We start from the raw sequence: 20,648 nt of genomic DNA on the forward strand, positions 1-20,648 counted from the left end.
GAACAACGCTTGCACGTGGGCAGTTTCGTCTGACTACTTCTTGTTGCCGCCAGGCCGCGGCGGTGGCGGCGGCTTGGCCTTGGTGGTCGGCTCGAATTTGCCGCCCTTTTTCGGATCGAATGTTCCTGCCATGGTGATGCCTCTCGCTCGTTTCGATAGTTCCACCACTGCCCACCGTAACCAGATTCGCTGGGTCCGGCACGCGAACCGCGGTCAACCTTTCAAAACAGCGCGCGCCCCAGGCTTGTGTCAACGGCTTTCGCGGCAGTTCAGCGCGGGTGGGCAACCGATGAGCGCAACGTTGCCGGGCCTGTCAGGTTCTCGCGTGACGGGGGGAAAAGCAACACGCCGGTCTGGTTGCGACACGGTCACGGGACGATACCTATCAGTGCATCAGTGGCCACATCGGCAACATTGATCACTAACGTCACATCAGCCAACTGTGACGTCATGTCGACGTCCCTGTATTGGGAAGGTGTGACATGTCGCGACGTCCTCGACCTACTTCGACGATGGCAGCGGCGGCCGCAATCGGACTCGTCGTCGCCGTCGGCGTGGCGCCGTCGGCATCGGCTGAACCCTGCGAAGGCGCTGCCGCGGCCGCGCAACCTCTCGCGCATCAGGCCTTTCAGATCCCCAAACCCTCGAGGCTGGCGCCCCTCAACCGCCCCATCGGGCACATGCCGGTGGGCGCGAATGACCGGGCGCCGCTGCCCAAACTCGGCCAGTTGCCGCTGGCCATCCTCAAGGCGCTGATCCCGAACACCGGGCAGGTCAGGCAAAAAGCGGCAGTGGTACCCGCACCCAATCCCGGTGGTGCCCAACCTGTCCCGAATGTGGCACAGCCGGCTCCGGAGCCGGCAGCGGCCGCCCCGGCCCCCGCAGCGCAACCGGCGCCGGGGGCACCGCCGGGCACGTCGATCGTGGGATGGGTGACCGGCCCGGACAGCCCCAACCAGACCATCAAGCGCTTCGCCATCACCGGGACCGACCTCGGGATCATGTGGGACAACGGAGACCCGGTGAACCGCCAGGTGCTGATGGCCTTCGGCGACACCAACGGATATTGCGGTATTCCCGGCAAGCAGTGGCGGTACAACGCGTTGTTCCGCAGCACGGACGGTGCGCTCTCGAACACGGTCGCCGTGCCCGACGGTGTGGTCAACAACAAGTATTCGGGTTCGCCGGTGTGGCGGCAGGGCATCTCCAAGCAGATCGTCAACAGCATCGGCCGGGCGCCGGAGGAGACCGGGATCATCCCGACAGCGGGAATCGCGGTCGGTCGCAACCAGTATCTGAACTTCATGTCGATCCGGAACTGGGACAGTCCGGGGGCGTGGTCGACCAACTTCTCGGCGATCGCGATGTCGCCGGACAACGGCGAGAACTGGGGCGTCTACCCGGGCACCATCCGTCCGCCCGGCGGCGGCAACGAGAACTTCCAGATGGGCGCATTCCTCAAACCCGGCCCGGGTGATCCGTACATCTACACGTTCGGTACGCCGAACGGACGCGGCGGCTCGGCGTATCTGGCACGGGTGGCTCCGGGACTCATCCCGGACCTGACGAAATACGAATACTGGAATGCCGACAACAACGCCTGGGTGCCGGCCAATCCGGCCGCCGCGACCCCGGTGATCCCGGGTCCGGTGAGCGAGATGTCGGCGCAGTACAACACGTATCTCAAGCAGTATCTGGTGCTGTACGGCAACGGTGCCAACGATGTGGTGATGCGGACCGCGCCGGCGCCACAGGGGCCGTGGGGGCCCGAGCAGTTGATCGCGCCCTCGTCGCAGATCCCCGGCGGCATCTACGCGCCGTATCTGCATCCGTGGTCGACGGGCAAGGAGCTGTATTACAACCTGTCGTTGTGGTCGGCCTACAACGTCATGTTGATGAAGACCGTGCTGCCCTGACCCGACCGTTGACCTGTGCCAGCGGAGCCAGCATCGCGTCGAGGCCGTACTCGAACACCGCGTCGTAGTCGGTGGGTGACTGCAGGGCCGCGACGAGCGCCTGATCGGGCCAGTCGGCGGTCCACAGCGACGGGTCCTCCTCCTGGTGTTGAGGACCGCGCACAGCCGAGAACAGCATCACCGCAGAGGCCGTCACGTGTACCTGTACGGCTCGTAACACCAGTGCGGCGTGCGTGCCGGTGATCCCCGCCCCGGCGAGTTCGGCGGCCAGCTTCTGCTGGACCGGCAGGAACAACATCGGCGTGCGGTCCCGCTCATGGGCGATCGCCAGGAGGTGCTGGCGGCGGATCAGCAGACTGCGCTGGTTACGCGCAAGCGAGGCAATCCGGTCCACGGGGGTGTCGCCCTCCATCGGCAGGCCGGCCATCTCGGTCAGCAGGCGGTCGACCAAGCTGTCGAAGAGTGCGTCGCGGCCGCCGATGTGCCAGTAGATCGACGTGACGGCCACGCCGATGCGCTCGGCGAGCATCCGCATCGAGAACGCTTCCACCCCATCGGATTCGATGAGGTCGGCCGCCGCGTCGAGGATGACGTCGGCGTTGACCGTCTTGGGTTTGGGCGTCATCCGCCGACTTCTGCTGCGGACATTCGCTCGGATTCGGGGAGATCGAGATAGCGCTCAAGGTTGCGGTGCATGTTGATGATTCTGCGCTCCTCGGCGGACAGGGTCAGGTGGGTGATCGCCGGCTGATGCAATCCACGCTGCAGTCCGGACAGCACGGCGAGGTCCTGGCTCATCACCACGCCCGGGTGGGCCTCGTCGGCAGCCAACCGAACGTCGGTCGGCCTGACGCGGGGGGCGTGCGGCGGCATGCGGGTCATCAGTGTCATCACGAGCTGTCCCCGGTCGGGATCGGGCCCGGGCAACGACGTCATCACGGTCAGATGGTCGGCGCTGGCCAGCAGGGTCAGGTTGGGGAAGATGTTGTACTGGTGCAGGCACATCACCTGGTCGGTGTCGGCCCAGCCGATGTCCACCCCGCGTCCGGCCGCGAATTCCTTGATCTGCGTGGCGATCACGTCGGCGACGGTCTGGCCGGGAGACTGCCGGTCACGGGGGAACGGTGTGCCTTCGGCGACGCCCATCAGCGGACCTTGCGTGCACACGTAGGCGTCCCACACCTCTTCGTCGCTCAGCGCGTCGGCCAGTCGGGGGCTCGGAACTCCGTATAGGGATTCGGATTTGCCTGTGTGGCCCCAGATCGTCTGCGGTGCGTACACATCGTCCATGCACCGGTGCAGTTCGGGGTGCAGGGTCTGGACGTGATAGGTCTCGCTGTACCCGTCGGCGATGGTCTTCCAGTTGGCATCGACGTCGATGGTCATCGTTGCGTAGCAACGGAAGTCGCCTAGTCCACACCAGGCGATGTCGCCGGGGACGGCCTCCAGGTAGTCTGCCAGCGGCATGGCGGACATGTCGAGGTTGACGAAGACCAGACGCTCCCAGGTGTCGACCCGCACCGGTGCCAGCGGGAATTCGGACATGTGCACGGATCCGAATCCTTTGCGGTTCGGGATCCGCTTGAGTGCTCCGGCCAGGTCCCAGGTCCAGCCGTGGTAACCGCATTTCAGTTCCCGCAGTGACGACCCGGCGCCGGTGCACAGGGCGTTGCCGCGATGGCGGCAGGCGTTCTGGAAGGCGCGCAACGCGCCGTCGTCGTCCCGGACGATCAGCACCGAGTATGGGCCGCAACGGTATTCGAAGTAGTCGCCCGCCTCGGCCACGTGGTCCACCGTGCACGCCGCCTGCCACACGCGTGGCCACATGCGTTCCACTTCCAGTCGGGCGAATGCCGGTGAGTAGTACCGATCGGCCGGCACCAGGGTGGGGCGCTGTGGTGGATCGCCGATCGCGTCGGTCCGTCTCGGGCTGTCGTTACGGGTGGAGCTCAGGGACATCAAATTCCTCCCGGTGCGAAGATCGAAAACTCGGCACGGCGGTTCTGTAACGGTGTTACATTGCCACCGTAGCGGCCTGAACGCCTCAAGGGAGCAGAAACGTGTTCGATCTCAAAATCACCGGCGGCACGGTTGTCGACGGGACCGGCGCCGACCGGTTCACCGCCGACGTCGCGATCAAGGACGGGAAGATCGTCGAGGTCCACCGTCGCGGTCCCAACGACCCCGCACTGGCCGGTGATGCGGGCGAAACCATCGATGCCACCGGCAGAATCGTCGCACCCGGATTCGTCGACATCCATACTCACTACGACGGACAGGTGAGCTGGGACGCCGTGCTCGAACCGTCCAGCAATCACGGCGTCACGACCGTGGTGGCGGGTAACTGCGGGGTCGGATTCGCGCCCGTGCGGCCCGGTCAGGAGGAGTGGCTGATCTCCTTGATGGAGGGCGTCGAGGACATTCCCGGCACGGCGCTGACCGAGGGCATCACCTGGGGTTGGGAGACCTTCGGCGAGTATCTGGACGTGATCGGACAGCGCGAGTTGGCCGTCGACATGGGTACTCAGATCGCCCACGGCGCGGTCCGGGCTTACGCGATGGGGGAGCGCGGCGCCCGCAATGAACCGGCCAACCCTGATGACATCAAGGCCATGGCGAAATTGGTGCAGGAGGCCATCGAGGCAGGCGCGCTTGGCTTTTCGTCGTCACGCACCATCGCGCACACCGCCATGGACGGCGAGCCGGTACCCGGCACGTACGCCGCAGAGGACGAGTTGTTTGCCCTGGGTCGGGCCACTGCAGCTGGTGGAGCAGCGGTTTTCGAGCTGGCTCCGCAGGGTGCTGCGGGCGAGGACATCGTCGCACCCAAGAAAGAACTCGATTGGATGCGTCGCCTGGGCGAGGAGATCGACTGCGCGCTCAGCTTCGCCCTGATCCAGGTCGACGCCGACCCCAATCTGTGGCGTGAGCAGCTCGATCTGTCGGCTGCGGCGCACCAGGCCGGCAGCCGGTTGTTCCCGCAGGTGGCGGCGCGGCCGTTCGGCATGTTGCTGGGCTTCCCGGGCCACCACGCCTTTACCCACCGCCCGACGTACCGGCGCCTGCAAGCGGAATGCACCCGCGAGGAGCTGGCCGAGCGGCTCGCGGATCCCAAGGTGCGCGCCGCGATCCTGGCCGAGGAAGACCTGCCGATCGACCCGAACAAGCTGTTCGACGGCATGTTCATGCTGGCGCAGCACGCGGCAAACCGGCTGTACCACATCGGGGAACCGCCGGACTACGAGCCGACTGTTGAGCGCACCGTCGCGGCGATCGCCGAGCGGCGCGGCGTCGACCCGCTGACCGCGATGTACGACCTGATGCTCGAGGCTGATGCCGGTGCCATGCTGATGTACCCGATGTTCAACTACTCCGACGGCAATCACGATGCCATCCGCGAGATGCTCACCCATCCGGCCGGCGTGCTGGGCCTGTCCGACGGTGGCGCGCACTGCAGCATGATCTGCGATGCCTCGTATCCGACGTTCCTGCTGACGCATTGGGCGCGCGACCGTCATCGCGGCGAGAAGCTGCCCTTGGAATACGTCATCCGCAAGCAGTCGCACGACACCGCCCAGCTGTACGGGATGTCGGACCGTGGCGTGATCTCCGTGGGCAAGAAGGCCGATCTCAACGTCATCGACCTCGACGCGCTGACCTTGCACGCGCCGAGGATGGCCTACGACCTGCCCGCGGGTGGGAAGCGGTTGGTGCAGGGGGCAAGTGGTTACGATGCGACGATCGTCAGCGGCACGGTGACCCGCCGCCACGGCGCCGACACCGGGGCCCGTCCGGGCCGGCTGGTGCGCGGGACCCGCTGACCGGCAGAATCTTTCGTCATGGCGGATTTCCGTTACGATCCGCGTCACCGTCCGGCGCAACCTCAGGCGCCGGGCGCTGACGCGTTCACCGTTCACACTGCCGTTGTCGCCGAAGGCGTTTCGCTGGCGTTCGTCCGGGAAGGCATCGGCGGCGTGCCGCTGCTGCTGGTGCACGGCTATCCCGAGACCAAGCGGATCTGGTGGCGCAACATCGAGGCTCTGGCCGCAGCCGGTTTCGAGGTCATCGCCCCGGACCTGCGCGGTATGGGCGACAGCGCGATTCCGTCCGGTGATCAGCACGACATCGTCACGTACTCGCGCGACCTGTACGCGTTGGTGCATGACCGGCTGGGGCACGAGTCCTGCCTGATCGCCGCGAGTGATGTCGGTGCGGTCGTGAGCACCGATCTGATCCACCGGTTTCCCGGATTCGTCACGCGGTTCTGTGTTTTCAACACGGTGCCGCCCATGGCCGTCGACTATTCGGGAATCGGTTCGCAGCACCCGGCGTCGGTGGGCGGTGCGGCCGATCCCACCGGCGATTACCGGTGGATGCAGGGCGCGTTCCCCGATGAACTCGCAGCGATGCTGCCTACACCCGAGGCGCGCAGGCAGTGGGTGGCGGCGATGTACACCAATCGGTTGTGGGGCTCGGCGTATGCGTTCACGCAGTCCGACGTGGATTTCATGACCGAGCCGTTCACCGACGAGGCGCGACTACGTGCCGGCTGGGCGTCCTACCAACTCGCCTATGGTCGCGCCATGTCCGACATCCCACTGATGGATGCGGTCGAGGTACCCACGTTGGTGCTGTACGGTCCCGACGATCATGTGGTCGGTGAGGATTTCGTCCCACGCTGCGAGCGGGCGTTTCTCAATCGGATTGGGCCGCTCGTGGTTCCGGGCGCCGGTCACTTCCTGCAGTGGGAGCGTGCCGACATCTTCAACCGGCTGCTGCCCGCGGTGTTCGGTGACGTCATCGCGAATCATCGGTCGGCTGCGCCAGAATCGCCCCGCCCAGCCAGCGTCTGACGAAGCGCCGCAATTCCTCGGGGCTGCGGGAGGGCTCGTTCGGAGCGACGAAGAACGAGAGCATCGTGCGCAACGTGAACTCGACCAGGTCTCGCAGGGATGATTCGTCGTACCCGTACTTCTCCCAGTCGACGTCGAATCGCGTGATCATCCGCATACCGAAAGCTTGGCCTTCATCGGAGGCGACGTTGACCGAACTGGCTGCGGCCTGCGGCCCGGACAGCATGATGCGCAGGTGCGGTGTGCGGGCGACTTCCTCCAGGGTGAACATGACGCCTTCGGTCATCGCCTCGGCGGGATCGGTGATGCCACGCACACTCTCGGCGAGCCGATCGAGAAATCCGTCGACCGTGGCGATGGCCGCCGCATGCATCAGGGATTCGGCGGTGGGGAAGTAGCGGTAGACGGTCTGGCGGATGACGCCGAGCGATGCCGCGACGTCGGCGATGCTGATGCTGGTGCCGGTATCGGCGATCAGCTGCACCGCGGCGGCCACGATGCGCTCGGAGGCTTCCTCGTCGCTGCTGGGCGGCCGCCCGTCCCACCCGCGCCTACGCGCCATGGTCCGGACTCCTGGCCACCGACATTCATGCAGGATATCGCCACCCGCCGTTGACGGGCCGCATCCGCGTGTAGTAATCATACAACTAAGACGTACTTTGTATGATTGCTCGGACAAGCGAGGTGGCAGGCGATGACGGATCTGATCGTGCGCAAGATGAGGTTCGCGTTCGCGGACCACCGCGTCCCGTTCCTGTGGAACGAGGCCAACCCGGCGTTCTCGTCGATGGCCAACGCGGTGTCGTTCCTGGCCATCGCATTCGAGAAGATGATCGGCCACATGATCACCGAGGCCATGCCCTACATCACCGATCCGGCGGTGGCCGAGGAGGCCCAGGCCTTCGTCCGGCAGGAAGGCCAGCACGCGATGGCCCACCGTCAGCACGCCAAGGGACTGATCAAGACGTACCCGGGCCTCAAGGAGACCCTCGACGAGGTGGTCAAGGCGTTCGACGACCTGACGGCCGAGACGCCGCTGAAGTACCGGTTGGCCTACACCGCCGATCTGGAGGCGACGTTCACGCCGGTGTTCAAGCTGATGCTCGACCATGACGACACGCTGTTCGCACCGGGGGACGACCGGGTGGCGTCACTGTTCCTGTGGCACTTCGTCGAAGAGGTCGAGCACCGCAGCTCGGCCCTGATCATCTACGACGCGGTGGCCGACGATCCGTGGTACCGCATGCGCGTCGCGCCGTCGATCTTCAAACACGTCTGGGCCGTGCTCAAGGTGGCCTGCGAAGGCTTCAACAAGCATGTTCCGCTGGAGGAACGCCAGATCGACGCGATGTCGATGTTCGGCATGCAGGCGCGCAAAAAGGCTCTGCTGCAAAAGCTTCCGTTCACCAAGACCCCGTACGACGGGCCGGTGGCGAACGCCTTCGCCCACCTGCCGGTGCGCGAGATGCTGACCGCCCTCTCCGGTGTGGTGCGCAGCCAGGTCCCGGGCCACAATCCTGCCCATGAGAAGCTGCCGGCACTGGCCGACGAGTGGTTCCAGCGTTACGAGGACGGCTACGAAGTCACCCAGTGGTACACCGCCGACAAGGCCCCGGCCCAGAGGGCGGATACCGCCGATGTCTGATCTGTGTACCCCGACCTTCTCGGGTTTGGCTCAGCGCCTGGGCTTTTCGTGCGACACCGCCGGCGGGTTGGTCGAGTTCCGTAACCCGTTCGGGCTGGAGAACTGGACGTTGCCGGTGCTCGAGATCACCGTGATCGTCGGTGCGGTGCTGGCCCTGGTGTACGCGATCGTGCGGCTGCGGCGGCACAACGATCCGACCAACCTGGTGCTGTGGTTCGGCGCCATCGCCTATCTGCTGATCATCGAGCCGCCGTTGTATTTCCCCGGCGCGTTCGGGATCAGCGAACACGTCGACACGATGTTCGCGCACAACGTGTTCACCGTGGACTTCCTGTGGGGCAGGCTCCCGCTGTACATCGTGGCGATCTACCCGATGATGGCCACCGTGGCCTACGAGATCGTCCGGATCCTCGGGGTGTTCCGCCGGCGCGGTGTCCTGGTCGGAGCGATCTGCGTCGGCTTCGTCCATCACGCGTTCTACGAGATCTTCGACCACCTCGGGCCGCAGCTGCGGTGGTGGGAGTGGACGCTCGATCATCCGATGAACCAGCCGTTCTTCGATTCGGTGCCGCTGCCCAGCGTGGTGGTGTTCGCCGCGCTGTGGCCGATGTCGCTGGCCTTCTGTGTGCAGCTCTTCGTCGGGCGCCATGTCCAGGACGGCAAGACCTTCAGCGGGTTGCAGCTGGTGGGCCGCACCATCGTCGTCGGTGTGTTGGCGTCCATCGGAACCGCGATCCTGCCCCTGCCCGCCACGCTGGCCGCGACGATCTCGGGCAGCACAACCGTCGGAGGCGTCGTCTACGCCGCCGAACTCGTCGTGCTCACCGTTGTGGCTATCCCGGTGCTCGTGGGTCAATGGTCGACCCTGCGCAAGGATCGCGACCCGACGACCGTGCGCTACACGAACCCGCTCATCCTGCGCTACGCGACGGTCTACCTGGCGGTCATGACCGTCCTGTGGCTGACGGCACTGCCGGCCTACTTCGGGGCGGTCGACGGGGTCACCATGGACGGCGATCCCACCGGCAGCCTGGTCTACACCGTGATCTGCCTGGTGATCGCGGGACTGTCGATCGCCGCGGCGGCCACCGTAAATCCCGCCGGCCTGCAACAACAGCCCGAATCGGTGCCTTCGGGTGCCGCGGGCGACCAGGAATGAGGAGAGAATCCACAGGCGCGGCACACAGCTGAGCGCCGGGGTGATGAGGCAGAATGCGGAGGTGCCGACACCGCCGCAACGCCCCGGCGACCCCGGCCGGCAAGGCCGCGGCCCCGTGCCGCCTCCCGACCCGGCCACTCGGCGGCTGCCCCGCCCGGGACGATCCGAGGCACCCACCGAACAGATCCGCGCCCGCCACCAGCCACCCGATGCGGCAACCCAGAAGATCATGCGGCCGCCTCCACCCATGGCTCCTCGCCCGGCAGGACCGCCGCCGCAGCATCCGCCCGCCGGCCCAAGGGCTACCGCTCCCGAGCCGGGCAAGCCGTCCTCACGATGGCGCAGCCCGCAGGCGATCATCCTCATCGCGGTCGTCGCGGTGGCGGTTGTGGTGATCGGCCTGACCGGTGCGGAACTGTACGCCCGGCACAAGGCCGACTCGGTACTCGTGGCGGTCGCCGAATGCGTTGTGGAGGACAGTGCCTCGGTCTCGTTCGGGGTCAATCCGCCATTCCTTTGGCAGCACGTCAACGGGCACTACACCAACATCTCGGTCAAGACCGGCGGCAAGCAGGTGCAGGCAGCGAAGGGGATGACGGCCGATGTGGCGCTCTCCGACATCCGGTTGCAGGGCACCGAGGATTCCAAGGGCACCATCGGATCATTGAGCGCCACCCTGAGTTGGACATCGGCCGGTATCAAGGACACGGTGGCCGAGAACCTGCCCGGCGTCGGTGCGCTGGTCTCCGACGTGAGCACCGACCCGGCCGCGGGCACCATCACCCTGCAGGCCGTGGGGGACACCGAGGTCACGGCGAAGCCGGTGGTGGACAACGGGAATCTGGATCTGCAGGTCATCGATGTCAGCGGGCCCTTCGAGAAAGACACCGTGCAGGCGGCCCTCGACAGCCTCACCTCGAAGCTGAACGATGCCTACCCGCTGGGCATCCACGCGGACAGCGTCGCGGTGACCGACACCGGCGTGGTGGGCAAGTTCTCGAGCCAGAACGCGGCCATTCCGAACGACGAATCCGACGACGCCTGCTTCTCGAAGCTGTGACCAAGAGCCGAGCCGCAGCGGCCGGTGCGCTCACGTTCGCGGCGCTGTTTATCGTGCCGGTCGCGCGGGCCGAACCTCCCAGTCCGTTACTGCCACTGGTCGATGCGGCCGCGCAGCGTCTGCAGACGGCGGACTCGGTGGCCGCCAACAAGTTCCGTACCGGTGGGCCGATCGAGGACCCGCGTCGCGAGCAACAGGTCATCGACGCCACCATGGCCGAAGCCGCCGGCCGCCACATCGATCCGGCCTACGTCAGCGGCGTGTTTCGTGATCAGATCGACGCGACCGTCGCAGTGGAGTACGGCCTGTTCTCGCAATGGAAGCTGGATCCGGCGACGGCTCCGGTGACCGCGCCCGACCTCGCGGCATCCAGGTCGACGATCGACACGCTCAACCACACGATGGTGGACGAGATCGCCGGCCGATGGCTCGTCCTGCACTCACCGGCCTGCCGGGCCGACCTGGCGGACGCCGTCGATGCGGTGGCCACGGCACGAAAGCTGGATCCGCTGTTCCGCCGGGCACTGGACTACGCCACCAGGTCCTACTGCCGCTGACCGCGGCGGCGCTCCAGTATTGACGTTTCTGTAGACCCACTGCGGGTACTCCTGGCCGCAGGAGGTCTGGAAATGCCTACATGGAGTTGGATCGTCATCGCTGTGGTTGTCGCGGTCATCGTGCTGCTCGCGGTGGTCGTGGCCGCATCGATGATGCGTCAGAAGCGCAGTGAACGGCTCAAAGAAGAGTTCGGCCCGGAGTATGAGCACGCCGTAGAAACCGCCGGTGGTCAACGTGCGGCGGAGCGGGAGCTCATCGCGCGCAAACGGAAGCACGACAAGCTGGACATCGCCGAGTTGACGCCGGGATCCCGGGTGCGATACGTCGAGGCGTGGGCGGCGACGCAGGCCGGCTTCGTCGACAACCCGGCGAAGTCCGTCAGTGAAGCTGATCGTCTCGTCACCGAGGTGATGCGCGAACGCGGTTATCCGGTAGACGATTTCGAGCAACGCGCGGCTGACATCTCTGTCGATCACCCCAAGGTGGTGGAGCACTACCGCGCCGCGCACATCCTGCACGCCGCTCAGGAGCAGGGCGACATCGGCACGGAGGCCCAACGTGAGGCGCTGGTCCACTATCGCGCGCTGTTCGAGCAGTTGGTCGGGGCCGGGCACGAGGCGCCCGAAGAACGCGGGGTGCCAGAAGAACGCGGGGTGCCAGAAGAACGTGGAGGCCGGCTGGAACACGAAGCCCAGCCTGAGGCCGGGGCCGAGCGCGACGCCGGCAAACACGAGGCCCGTACGAACGAGGCCCGACCGAACGAGGCCCGACCGAACGATGCCCGTGCGAACAATGCCCGTTCGAACGACGCCGGTACGGATTCGCCGAAGGAGGCGCGAGCATGACGACCCATGACGAGCAGATATCGACACCGGCGCGCGACGCAGCTTCAGGTGCGCCGGCCGGGGCGCTCACCGAGGACAACACGTTGTTGTTCGCCGACGAGCATCGGTCGGGATTGCACTCGCGGTGGAATGACATCCAGGCGGCCTTCGTCGACGATCCGAAGGAGTGCGTGCAGAGAGCGGACAACCTTGTGGCGGAGGTCGTCGAAGAGCTCACCGCGAGTTTCGCCGACACCCGTTCGCGGCTCGAGGCGCAATGGTCCCGTGGCGAGAAGGCGTCCACCGAAGATCTCCGTGTCGCTCTCACGAGGTACCGCGATTTCTTCCAGCGGCTGCTGTCGGTGTGACGGGCCGGGGCTGACCCCGGCGCCTACAGGCTGTCGATGATCGCGTTCTTCAGCGCCTCGGAATTGGTGCCGAACACCGCTTGAACGCTGTTGCCGACTTCGATCACGCCAGCGGCGCCGAGCGCCTTCAACCGGTCCTGGTCGACCTTGGACTTGTCCGCCACTTCCATCCGCAGCCGGGTGATGCAGGCATCGACGTTGACGAGATTCTCGCGACCACCGAACGCTGCGATGATCTGTTCGGCCTGGGTGTTTGCCCGCGCGGGCGCGGTGAGGGTTTCGGTGGCGGTTCCGCCGGCCGTTGTGGGATCGCCGGCACCGCCGGCAGCAGTGGAATCGGCGCCCTCGCCCAGGTTCGCCTGCTCCTCTGCCTCGAACTCTGACTCGGGCTCGCGTCCCGGAGTGCGCATGTTCCACTTCGTGATCGCCACGTAGAACAACACGAAGTAGATGACCGCGACCACCGCTCCCATCGCGATGAGCAGCCAGATGTTCCTCGCGGCGGGCGCGCCACCGTAGAGCAGCAGGTCGAGGAGTCCGGCCGAGAACGAGAAGCCCAAGTGGATGTCGAGCAGGTAGGCGACTGCCAGGGACAGCCCGGTCAGGACCGCATGGATGACGTAGAGCGGAAACGCCACGAACATGAATGCGAACTCCAGCGGCTCGGTCACGCCCGTCAGGAAGGCGGTCAGACCAGCGGCGGAGAGGATGCCGACCGCAACCTTGCGCTGCTTGCGGTTCGCGGCCAGGATCATCGCCAGGGCCGCGGCGGGCAATCCGAACATCAGCACCGGGTAGAACCCAGAGGTGAGGATGCCCGCCGTCGGATCGCCGGCCGCGAAGCGCGTGAGCTCACCGGTGACCACGTTGCCGTCCGCGGTCTGATAGTCGCCGTAGATGAACCACACGTATGAGTTCGGGATGTGGTGCAGGCCCAAGGGAATCAGCATGCGGTTGGCGAAACCGTAGACGAAGGCGCCCAGCGCGCCACTGCCGCCGATGAACCGGCCGAGTCCGGTCAGCCCCGTGTCGAAGATCGGATAGAAGTAGCTCATCAAGAAGGCGATGAACAGGCTCGCCAGGGACACCACGATCGGCACGAATCGGCGTCCACCGAAAAAGCCGAGATAGGAAGGCAATTGGATGGTGTGGTAACGGTCGAACAGCCATGCCGTCAACAAGCCCACTACGATGCCGGCGAACACGCTGTAGTTGATCTGTGCCTGATCGCCGGCCTTGTCCACCTCGCCCGCCAGCACGATGGGGGACATCGTCTTGAAGACCGCCGACATCACCAGATAGCCGACCACCGCGGCCAGCGCCGTCGACCCGTCGGCCTTGCGGGCGAAGCCGATTGCGACACCGACGGCGAAGAGCAGGGGAAGGTTGCTGAACAATGCGTCGCCCGCGGCGCTCATCGCCTTGAAGAAAGGGCCGATCACGGGAGAATCGATCCGGCCCAGCAGGTCGGGTTGGCCCAGCCGCAGCAGGATGCCCGCCGCGGGCAACACGGCGATGGGCAACATGAGGCTCTTGCCGAGTCGCTGTAGTTGCGCGAAAGCGGGTATGCGCAAGCCTGATTTCGACTGTGCACCTACGGAATTCGTCGGACTGCTCATCGCCTACCGCCCTCCTGGCAACCGGCGCGACCCGCCGCGAAGCTGTGCGGAAGCTTAGACGAGAACCCGCGAACTCGCGGCCCGGTTTCGGGCACGCTCGTATTGTTTGTGGCACGAGCACGCCGCGCCACGAAGGAGTCGCACAGTGAGCAGGACGCAGGTACTCGCCCCGGTCGCCGGGCGCGCAGTGGCACTCCAGGATGTTCCGGATCCGGTGTTCTCGGCCGGCATGGTGGGCTACGGCGCGGCGGTGGACCCGTCGCGTGGCGTGGTCGACGCGATTGCCCCGGTCAGCGGCAGATTGTTGAAGCTGATGCCGCACGCGTACGTGATCATGACGGCCGACAACGTGGGCGTGCTGGTCCACCTCGGGTTGGACACGGTCGCGCTGAACGGCGAAGGATTCACCACGCATGTGAGCCAGGGCGATCAGGTGGTCGCCGGTCAGGTCGTGATCACCTACGACGTGCCCGCCGTCGAGGCGAAGGGCCTCAATCCGATCGTCCCGGTGGTGGTCATGGACGAGCGGGAGGCCCGTAACGTGACCGTGGCCGGCCCCGTCCAGGCCGGAGACGATATCGACTCGGGCGCAGAGCTTTTCACGGCGAGCAAGCAGGATCGGTAGATGGAGGTCGTCATCCTGGCCGGTGCCGCGGCGATCGGTGGCGTGGCTGCCGACGCGATCGGGGCGCTGCTGAGCCGCAAACCAGACGCGGTCCTCGGTCTGGCCACGGGCTCGTCGCCGCTGGCGATCTATGACGAACTCGCCGCGCGGTGTGCCGCCGGGCTGATCTCATTCCGGCAGGCCAGGGGGTTCACCCTGGACGAATACGTCGGCCTGCCAGCGGATCATCCTGAGCGCTACCGCAATGTGATCGACACCGTATTCGTATCCCGCGTCGACTTCGCCCCGGATGCGGTGCAGGGGCCCGATGGTCTGGCGGCCGACATTCCTGCGGCGTGCGCGGCGTACGAGGACGCGATTCGCGATGCGGGCGGTGTCGATCTGCAGATAGTCGGTATCGGCACCGATGGGCACATCGCCTTCAACGAGCCGGGATCCTCGCTGGCGTCGCGCACCCGCATCAAGACACTGACCCGCCAGACCCGCCTCGACAATGCCCGGTTCTTCGGAGACGACCTCGACGCGGTGCCGACGCATTGCCTGACCCAGGGGCTGGCCACCATCATGGCGGCCCGGCATGTGATCCTGGTGGCCCACGGGCGCAGCAAGGCCGAAGCGGTGCACCATCTCGTCGAGGGTGCGGTGAGCGCCATGTGGCCGGCGACCATCCTGCAGCATCACCCGCATGTCACGGTTCTGCTCGACGACTCTGCGGCGCAACGGCTTCAGCTCATCGACTACTACCGTGAGACTTACCGCTCGAAGCCGGATTGGCAGGGTATCTGAGTGTTGTTGACCGCCGACACCGTGATCACGGGCGCAGAACTGTTGCGGCCGGGGTGGATTGAGGTGTCCGGCGGCCGGGTGACGGCGCTGGGGGCAGGCGCTGCGCCTCGTCCTGCCGATCGCGGCCTCGGTCCGGTGACGGTCGTGCCGGGTTTCGTCGACACTCACAACCACGGCGGTGGTGGGGGCAGTTTCTCGATCGCATCGCGGGCCGACACGTCAGCCGCGGTGGCACTGCACCGCAGGCACGGCACCACGACCCTGATCGCCTCCCTGGTCACCACGAGTCCGGACGATCTGCTGCGCCAGGTCGGTGTGCTGGCCGAGGACGTCCGGGCCGGGCGGATCGACGGGATCCACCTCGAAGGTCCTTGGCTGTCGACGGTGCGGTGCGGGGCCCATCAACCGGCACTCATGCGTGATCCGGATCCGGACGAGATCGACCGGATACTCGCGGCCGCCGCGGGCACGGTCCGGATGGTGACGATCGCCCCCGAACGTCCTGGTGCGCTTGCGGCCATCGAGCGGTTGGTCGACGCCGGTGTGGTGGTGGCCGTCGGTCATACCGAGGCGACATACCAACAGACCCGCGCGGCGATCGCCGCCGGTGCCACCATCGGCACTCACCTGTTCAACGCCATGCGCCCGATCGACCGGCGCGAGCCGGGCCCGGTGATCGCTCTTCTCGAAGATGACTCTGTCACAGTCGAACTCATCACCGACGGGGTCCACCTCGCACCGGCCGTCTACCGGCACGTCACGCGTGCTGTCGGACCGGACCGGGTGTCGCTGATCACCGACGCGATGGCCGCCACCGGCATGGCCGACGGCCGTTATCACCTGGGGCCGGTCGAGGTCGACGTGGCGGACGGGGTGGCGTTCGTCGGGGGCACCGACACCATCGCCGGGAGCACCGCGACCATGGACCACGTGGTCCGATTCGCCGTGGCCCATTGCGGTTTGGCAGGCGACGAGGCCCTGATGCTCGCTGTTCGCCAGGCCGCGCTCAACCCGGCGCGAGCCCTCGGTCTGCCTGGCGGCGACCTGACGCCGGGTGCTGCAGCCGATCTCGTGGTCCTGGGTCGGGATCTGAAGGTGGAGGCAGTGTTGCGTCGCGGCGTGTGGGAGTTGGAGCCCACGGCATAGGTCGCCTGAGGCACTGCTCGACGGTCCGAAAATTGTTTTCTGAGGCAAGGATCCGCGCTGCGGCGGTGGTGATTGGCCGTTACGGTTTCTTGCACCGGCGTAGCGTCGGAGCTGGGTACCACCCGGCTCAGGGAATGCATCTGGGGGTGTTTTGTCGGACTGGCCATTTGTGGCACGGGATGCCGAACAGCGCGAGGCCGCGCAGGCATTGCGCGGCGGTTCCCGGGGTGTGGTTCTGGCCGGCGGTGCCGGAGTCGGCAAATCGGCTTTGGCCCGCGTTCTGGCCGACGAACTGGAGGCCGACGGCTGCCCGGTGCGGTTCGTGCTGGGCACCGAGACAGGGCGCGCGGTGTCACTGGGGGCCTTTCGTCACGCACTGACCCTGCCCGACGCACGTGATCCGACGGTGATGCTGGCGGCAGCCCACGAGGCGTTGGCGTCCGAACCCGATCTGCTCATCGTGGTCGATGACGTGCAGCACCTGGATTCGTTGTCGGCGCTGCTGGTCCAGCAACTGGCGGTGGCCGGCTCGCCGAAGCTGATCGTCACCATGCAGAACGGCGCGACCATCTCCGACGCCGTGACAACGTTGTGGAAGGAACAGCTACTGCTGCGGATGGACCTCGAACCCTTCACCAGGGCGCAGACCGGTGAGTTGGCCGCGGCGGTGCTGGGCGGTGAGATCGACGAGCATGCGGTCGGCGAGCTGCATCGGTTCTCCGCCGGAAGCCCGCTCTACCTTCGGGGTGCGCTCAATGCAGCGCTGGCCGATGCGGTGTTGGCCTGTGATCAGGGGCGCTGGCGATTACACGGGCAGTTGCGGGCGAGCGCGGACCTCTACGCGCTCATCGCTTCCCGGCTCGACACCCTGACACCGGATGAACGTGATGTGGTGGAGGTCGTCTCGACAGCCGAGGTGCTCGACTGGGACGTGCTCGTCCGAGCCTGCGACGCCGATGCGATCGCCCGGGTCGAGCGCAGGGGAGCGATTCAGGTGCTCAACGATGCGGCCTGCACGCTCGTGCGGCCCGGCCATCCGATCGCCGGAGAGGTCGCGCGCAGCCGCTGCTCGAAAAGCCGTTCCCGGCAGATCAATACACAACTGGCTGGGCTGCTGCAGGACCACGTGCAGTCTGGCGGCGGCGCCGTTGCCGATGTGCGGGGACGCATCCAGTTGGCACGATTCATGGTCGAAGGTGATGTCCCGGCCGATCCGAAGGTCATCGCCGACGCTGCGGCAAGTGCGGTCACCATGTCCAATCTGGTTCTCGGAGAAGAACTCGCGCGCTACGCACTGGATCACGGCGCCGGAGTGCCCGCGGCCATCGTGCTGGCCGATGCGTTGAGCCGGCAGGGTCGTGGCGAGCAAGCCGAGGAGCTGTTGGCCCGGAATGTACCGGCTACCGACGACGTGCCCGGGTTGGCCCGGTGGGGTTGCCTGCGAGCGTCGAATCTGTTCTTCGGCTGTGCCCGTCCGGAAGCCGCGCACGCGGTGCTCACGATGCTTCGTGAGCGGATACACCGTTCGCAGACATCGTGCCTGGTGGCGGCGATGGAAGCGGTCTTCGCATTCTTTGTCGGTGACATGGCCGACGCGGTCAGGCTGGGCACCGCCGGCTTCGACGATGACGTGTCGCCGACGGCCGGTATGTGGGCGGCGCTGGGAGCCTCGGGCGCACTGGCCCTTTCGGGCCGATCCGACGACGTCGCCGCGGTGGTGCGGGCCGGTGAACGAGCGGCCGCGAGCTGCGAGTCGGGACTGCAGCGGTACTGGCTGGCCTTCGCGCAGGTGTCGGCTCATGTGGCGGACGGCGAGCTGGCGGCGGCACGCCGGGTGTGTGACCGCTATGCCGTTCTGGCGGCCGGTTCGCCGCAGGCCGAGTCCATCGTCAGCGCGTTGTCCGGGCGGGTGGAGTTGGCCCGTGGCTGTTTGCCTTCGGCCTGTGAAGCACTTCGGGCCGCGATGTGGGCCACCCCGCACGGGCTTCCCCCCGGCTGGCTGATGATCGTTGCCGCGTGGCTGGCCCAGGCCGAGGGCATGCGCGGCAACGGCATCGCCGCAGCGGCCACCTTGGCGCGGGCCGGCTCTGCCGCGGTGGGGCCGTCACTCGAGGTGTTCCGGCCGGAGTGGGAGCTGGCCCGAGGCTGGGCGGCGGCCGCCGCAGGTGACACCGCGGTCTCGGTGGAGCACGCCCTGCAGGCCGCGCGCCGTGCCAAGGATGCCGGGATGGATGCGGTCGAACTCACCGCTCTACACACCGCGCTGCGGTTCGGGGCAACAACGGGCCACGGGCGAATCCGGCATTTGGTGCCCCTGCACGGTGGCCGGATGGCCGAGGCGATCGGCGCCCACAGCCGTGGCCTGGCTCGGCACGATCCCGCCCAACTGGTCGCCGCGGCAGACACATTTGAGGCGCTCGGCGCGCTCGCGCTGGCCGCCGACGCTGCCGCCCACGCGGCCCGCGAGTATGCCCGGGCCGGCTGCCGCGGTGCCGAATTGGAATCCGCCGCCAGAGCGCGGTGGCTGTCCGCCCAGGGCGGAGCGGAGTCCCCGGCACTGCGCTGCACCGGGGAGCCACTGCCGCTCACCGAGCGTGAGTGGGAGATCGCCGACCTCGTCGATTCGGGGTTGAGCAATCGGCAGATCGCCGATCTGTTGTGCCTGTCCGTACGTACCGTCGACGGGCATCTGTACCGCGTGTTCGCCAAGGTCGGCGTCGAGGACCGATCGCATCTGGCCCGGCTGGTGCGCTACCGCCGGGCCCGGTGAGGACCTATCCCGGTGAGACCTACGTCGGCTCGGGATCCTCGCTGGAAGCCCGCACACCCACGAACTCGATCAGCCGCGGATCGCTGGAGGTGAACCGGTCCACCTCCTCACCGCCGTCGCACCGCAGCAGGGCGATCGTGAGGCTGTCGGCGGTGCGGGTGAGGACGCGCCAGTGAGCGCCGGAATCCTCCCAGCGCTGCAAATCTGCCAACCGGTCGACGCTCATGCCTCCTACCATGGCATGTGATGGCCGAAAAGAACCGTGTGCGGTTGGCTCGGGTGTACACCGATCCCGAACCCGATGAGGGGCAGCGGGTGCTGGTCGATCGACTGTGGCCCAGGGGGCTGAAGAAAACCGATCCGCGGGTCGGGCACTGGCTGCCCGAGGTTGCCCCGTCCACAGAGTTGCGTCACTGGTACGACCACAAGCCGGAGCGCTACGAGGAGTTCGCAGCGCGCTATACCCAGGAGCTGCAGTCCGGCGAGGAGTCGACCGCGCTCGACGAGTTGCGGGCGCTGGTCGGCAAGGGGACCGTCACGTTGGTGACGGCCACCCGTGACCTCGAACTCAGCCACCTGAGTGTGCTTGCCGGGCTGTTGACCTGAATCGCGCCGCGCGGAGGAAGGTAAACCTACCCTCATTCGCTGCGGTAGGCTCGGCGCTCAAATGAGCGATATCGATACCGACGTGACGGACGTGCCGGGAGCCCCCGTCCTCAAACGCGAGCTGACCGACATCACCGACGAGGTGCGTGCTGTCGACGCCCCGCCCACCCCTGTCCTCGCCGAGCCGTACGACATCCGGGTGGCCGACGCGGCCGTCGACGCCGAGCTGGTATCGGAGTGGATGAACCGCCCGCACCTGGTGGAAGCCTGGGAGTACGACTGGGAGCCGCAGCGCTGGCGCCGGTACCTGCAGGCTCAGCTTGACGGTGAATACTCACGGCCGTTCATCGCGAGCTTTCGCGGCAAGCCGGTCGGCTACGTCGAGTTGTACCGGGCGGCCAAGGATTCGATCGCGCCGCGCTACGCCGCCGACCCGTATGACATCGGCATGCACGCCGCGATCGCCGATCTGAGATTCGTCAACCGCGGTATGGGTCCGATCTTGCTGCCGCGCATCGTGGCAAACGTGTTCGAACTCGAACCGAACTGCCGGCGCATCATGTTCGATCCGGACCATCGCAACACCGGCGCCCGCCGGGTGTGCGAATGGGCCGGATGCGAGTTCCTCGGCGAGCACCAGATGTCCAACCGCCGGATGGCCCTCTACGCACTGCCGCGTACACCCGACGACACCCTGGGCGCCGCCGGGTGAT

General features: G+C 66.7%; 19 protein-coding genes and 1 pseudogene. 15 read left to right on the plus strand and 5 right to left on the minus strand.

The window, feature by feature from the left end; all coding sequences use genetic code 11:
- The first annotated feature begins 482 nt into the window (after window positions 1-482).
- Window positions 483-1,916, plus strand: coding sequence for a glycoside hydrolase family 183 protein (locus QQ25_RS10455; protein WP_039317904.1), 1,434 nt, complete (start codon window positions 483-485; stop codon window positions 1,914-1,916).
- Here the strand turns inward: QQ25_RS10455 and QQ25_RS10460 are convergent.
- Both QQ25_RS10460 and QQ25_RS10465 read right to left on the minus strand, forming a co-directional pair.
- On the minus strand, window positions 1,888-2,541 hold the full coding sequence (locus QQ25_RS10460) for a TetR/AcrR family transcriptional regulator (protein ID WP_039317907.1): 654 nt from the start codon (window positions 2,539-2,541) through the stop codon (window positions 1,888-1,890). The genes QQ25_RS10455 and QQ25_RS10460 overlap by 29 nt on opposite strands.
- Entirely contained in the window at window positions 2,538-3,875 is a 1,338-nt protein-coding gene (locus QQ25_RS10465) for an aromatic ring-hydroxylating oxygenase subunit alpha (protein WP_039378532.1), read from the minus strand. The genes QQ25_RS10460 and QQ25_RS10465 overlap by 4 nt, the downstream gene beginning before the upstream one ends.
- A gap of 101 nt (window positions 3,876-3,976) precedes the next feature.
- Between QQ25_RS10465 and QQ25_RS10470 the strand changes: the two genes are divergently transcribed.
- Together QQ25_RS10470 and QQ25_RS10475 are read left to right on the plus strand one after the other, a co-directional pair.
- Entirely contained in the window at window positions 3,977-5,737 is a 1,761-nt protein-coding gene (locus QQ25_RS10470) for an N-acyl-D-amino-acid deacylase family protein (RefSeq protein WP_039317912.1), read from the plus strand.
- A gap of 18 nt (window positions 5,738-5,755) precedes the next feature.
- A complete protein-coding gene (locus tag QQ25_RS10475; RefSeq protein WP_039378533.1) occupies window positions 5,756-6,769 on the plus strand; it encodes an alpha/beta fold hydrolase in 1,014 nt (337 codons plus the stop codon).
- Here QQ25_RS10475 and QQ25_RS10480 read toward each other — a convergent pair.
- Window positions 6,714-7,331: a TetR/AcrR family transcriptional regulator gene (locus QQ25_RS10480; protein ID WP_039317916.1), complete on the minus strand. Its 618-nt coding sequence runs from the start codon at window positions 7,329-7,331 to the stop codon at window positions 6,714-6,716. The genes QQ25_RS10475 and QQ25_RS10480 overlap by 56 nt on opposite strands.
- Window positions 7,332-7,463: 132 nt before the next feature.
- Here QQ25_RS10480 and QQ25_RS10485 point away from each other — a divergent pair, with 132 nt between their 5' ends.
- From QQ25_RS10485 to QQ25_RS10510, 6 genes and pseudogenes are all read left to right on the plus strand, one after another.
- Window positions 7,464-8,414, plus strand: a complete 951-nt coding sequence (locus QQ25_RS10485) for a metal-dependent hydrolase (RefSeq protein WP_039317919.1) — start codon at window positions 7,464-7,466, stop codon at window positions 8,412-8,414.
- Window positions 8,407-9,573, plus strand: coding sequence for a DUF7802 domain-containing protein (locus QQ25_RS10490; protein WP_039378535.1), 1,167 nt, complete (start codon window positions 8,407-8,409; stop codon window positions 9,571-9,573). The genes QQ25_RS10485 and QQ25_RS10490 overlap by 8 nt, the downstream gene beginning before the upstream one ends.
- A 61-nt stretch (window positions 9,574-9,634) precedes the next feature.
- Window positions 9,635-10,633 (plus strand): LmeA family phospholipid-binding protein, encoded by a 999-nt coding sequence (locus QQ25_RS31325; protein WP_234711886.1) that lies wholly within the window; start codon window positions 9,635-9,637, stop codon window positions 10,631-10,633.
- Window positions 10,630-11,190, plus strand: a complete 561-nt coding sequence (locus tag QQ25_RS31330) for a chorismate mutase (protein ID WP_052235738.1) — start codon at window positions 10,630-10,632, stop codon at window positions 11,188-11,190. The genes QQ25_RS31325 and QQ25_RS31330 overlap by 4 nt, the downstream gene beginning before the upstream one ends.
- Before the next feature lie 72 nt (window positions 11,191-11,262).
- Window positions 11,263-11,838, plus strand: a pseudogene (locus QQ25_RS10505) (hypothetical protein); the annotation flags it as partial.
- Between the two features lie 194 nt (window positions 11,839-12,032).
- Window positions 12,033-12,383, plus strand: a complete 351-nt coding sequence (locus QQ25_RS10510; RefSeq protein ID WP_039317927.1) for a hypothetical protein — start codon at window positions 12,033-12,035, stop codon at window positions 12,381-12,383.
- 23 nt (window positions 12,384-12,406) lie between these two features.
- Here QQ25_RS10510 and QQ25_RS10515 read toward each other — a convergent pair whose 3' ends face one another.
- Window positions 12,407-14,002 carry a PTS transporter subunit EIIC gene (locus QQ25_RS10515; protein ID WP_039317930.1) on the minus strand — a complete coding sequence of 532 codons (1,596 nt, stop codon included), beginning with the start codon at window positions 14,000-14,002 and terminating at the stop codon, window positions 12,407-12,409.
- Between the two features lie 145 nt (window positions 14,003-14,147).
- Here QQ25_RS10515 and QQ25_RS10520 point away from each other — a divergent pair, with 145 nt between their 5' ends.
- The 4 genes from QQ25_RS10520 to QQ25_RS10535 all read left to right on the plus strand — a co-directional run bounded on the left by QQ25_RS10520 (window position 14,148) and on the right by QQ25_RS10535 (window position 19,329).
- The gene (locus QQ25_RS10520; protein ID WP_039317934.1) at window positions 14,148-14,627 is read left to right on the plus strand and encodes a PTS sugar transporter subunit IIA; all 480 of its coding nucleotides are present in this window, start codon (window positions 14,148-14,150) and stop codon (window positions 14,625-14,627) included.
- The gene (nagB, locus tag QQ25_RS10525) at window positions 14,628-15,413 is read left to right on the plus strand and encodes a glucosamine-6-phosphate deaminase (RefSeq protein WP_039317937.1); all 786 of its coding nucleotides are present in this window, start codon (window positions 14,628-14,630) and stop codon (window positions 15,411-15,413) included.
- Entirely contained in the window at window positions 15,414-16,559 is a 1,146-nt protein-coding gene (nagA, locus tag QQ25_RS10530; RefSeq protein ID WP_039317941.1) for an N-acetylglucosamine-6-phosphate deacetylase, read from the plus strand.
- A gap of 169 nt (window positions 16,560-16,728) precedes the next feature.
- Entirely contained in the window at window positions 16,729-19,329 is a 2,601-nt protein-coding gene (locus tag QQ25_RS10535; protein WP_234706062.1) for a helix-turn-helix transcriptional regulator, read from the plus strand.
- A 19-nt stretch (window positions 19,330-19,348) separates the two neighbouring features.
- On the opposite strand, the gene QQ25_RS10540 is transcribed toward QQ25_RS10535, so the two are convergent.
- A complete protein-coding gene (locus tag QQ25_RS10540) occupies window positions 19,349-19,555 on the minus strand; it encodes a hypothetical protein (protein WP_039317946.1) in 207 nt (68 codons plus the stop codon).
- 20 nt (window positions 19,556-19,575) lie between these two features.
- Here QQ25_RS10540 and QQ25_RS10545 point away from each other — a divergent pair, with 20 nt between their 5' ends.
- The gene (locus QQ25_RS10545; RefSeq protein ID WP_039317948.1) at window positions 19,576-19,935 is read left to right on the plus strand and encodes a DUF488 domain-containing protein; all 360 of its coding nucleotides are present in this window, start codon (window positions 19,576-19,578) and stop codon (window positions 19,933-19,935) included.
- Between the two features lie 61 nt (window positions 19,936-19,996).
- Window positions 19,997-20,647: a GNAT family N-acetyltransferase gene (locus QQ25_RS10550; RefSeq protein ID WP_039317950.1), complete on the plus strand. Its 651-nt coding sequence runs from the start codon at window positions 19,997-19,999 to the stop codon at window positions 20,645-20,647.
- Window position 20,648 lies beyond the last annotated feature (1 nt).

Source organism: Mycolicibacterium setense (genome assembly GCF_000805385.1).
In the GTDB taxonomy this organism is placed as follows: Bacteria; Actinomycetota; Actinomycetes; order Mycobacteriales; family Mycobacteriaceae; genus Mycobacterium; species Mycobacterium setense.

What these genes read in the sequence shown, in the direction of transcription:
- QQ25_RS10455 (WP_039317904.1), top strand. Translation starts at nt 483, where the DNA reads ATGTCGCGACGTCCTCGACCTACTTCGACGATGGCAGCGGCGGCCGCA.
- QQ25_RS10460 (WP_039317907.1), bottom strand. Translation starts at nt 2,541, where the DNA reads ATGACGCCCAAACCCAAGACGGTCAACGCCGACGTCATCCTCGACGCG.
- QQ25_RS10465 (WP_039378532.1), bottom strand. Translation starts at nt 3,875, where the DNA reads ATGTCCCTGAGCTCCACCCGTAACGACAGCCCGAGACGGACCGACGCG.
- QQ25_RS10475 (WP_039378533.1), top strand. Translation starts at nt 5,756, where the DNA reads ATGGCGGATTTCCGTTACGATCCGCGTCACCGTCCGGCGCAACCTCAG.
- QQ25_RS10480 (WP_039317916.1), bottom strand. Translation starts at nt 7,331, where the DNA reads ATGGCGCGTAGGCGCGGGTGGGACGGGCGGCCGCCCAGCAGCGACGAG.
- QQ25_RS10485 (WP_039317919.1), top strand. Translation starts at nt 7,464, where the DNA reads ATGACGGATCTGATCGTGCGCAAGATGAGGTTCGCGTTCGCGGACCAC.
- QQ25_RS10490 (WP_039378535.1), top strand. Translation starts at nt 8,407, where the DNA reads ATGTCTGATCTGTGTACCCCGACCTTCTCGGGTTTGGCTCAGCGCCTG.
- QQ25_RS10510 (WP_039317927.1), top strand. Translation starts at nt 12,033, where the DNA reads ATGACGACCCATGACGAGCAGATATCGACACCGGCGCGCGACGCAGCT.
- QQ25_RS10515 (WP_039317930.1), bottom strand. Translation starts at nt 14,002, where the DNA reads ATGAGCAGTCCGACGAATTCCGTAGGTGCACAGTCGAAATCAGGCTTG.
- nagB (WP_039317937.1), top strand. Translation starts at nt 14,628, where the DNA reads ATGGAGGTCGTCATCCTGGCCGGTGCCGCGGCGATCGGTGGCGTGGCT.
- QQ25_RS10540 (WP_039317946.1), bottom strand. Translation starts at nt 19,555, where the DNA reads ATGAGCGTCGACCGGTTGGCAGATTTGCAGCGCTGGGAGGATTCCGGC.
- QQ25_RS10545 (WP_039317948.1), top strand. Translation starts at nt 19,576, where the DNA reads ATGGCCGAAAAGAACCGTGTGCGGTTGGCTCGGGTGTACACCGATCCC.
- QQ25_RS10550 (WP_039317950.1), top strand. Translation starts at nt 19,997, where the DNA reads ATGAGCGATATCGATACCGACGTGACGGACGTGCCGGGAGCCCCCGTC.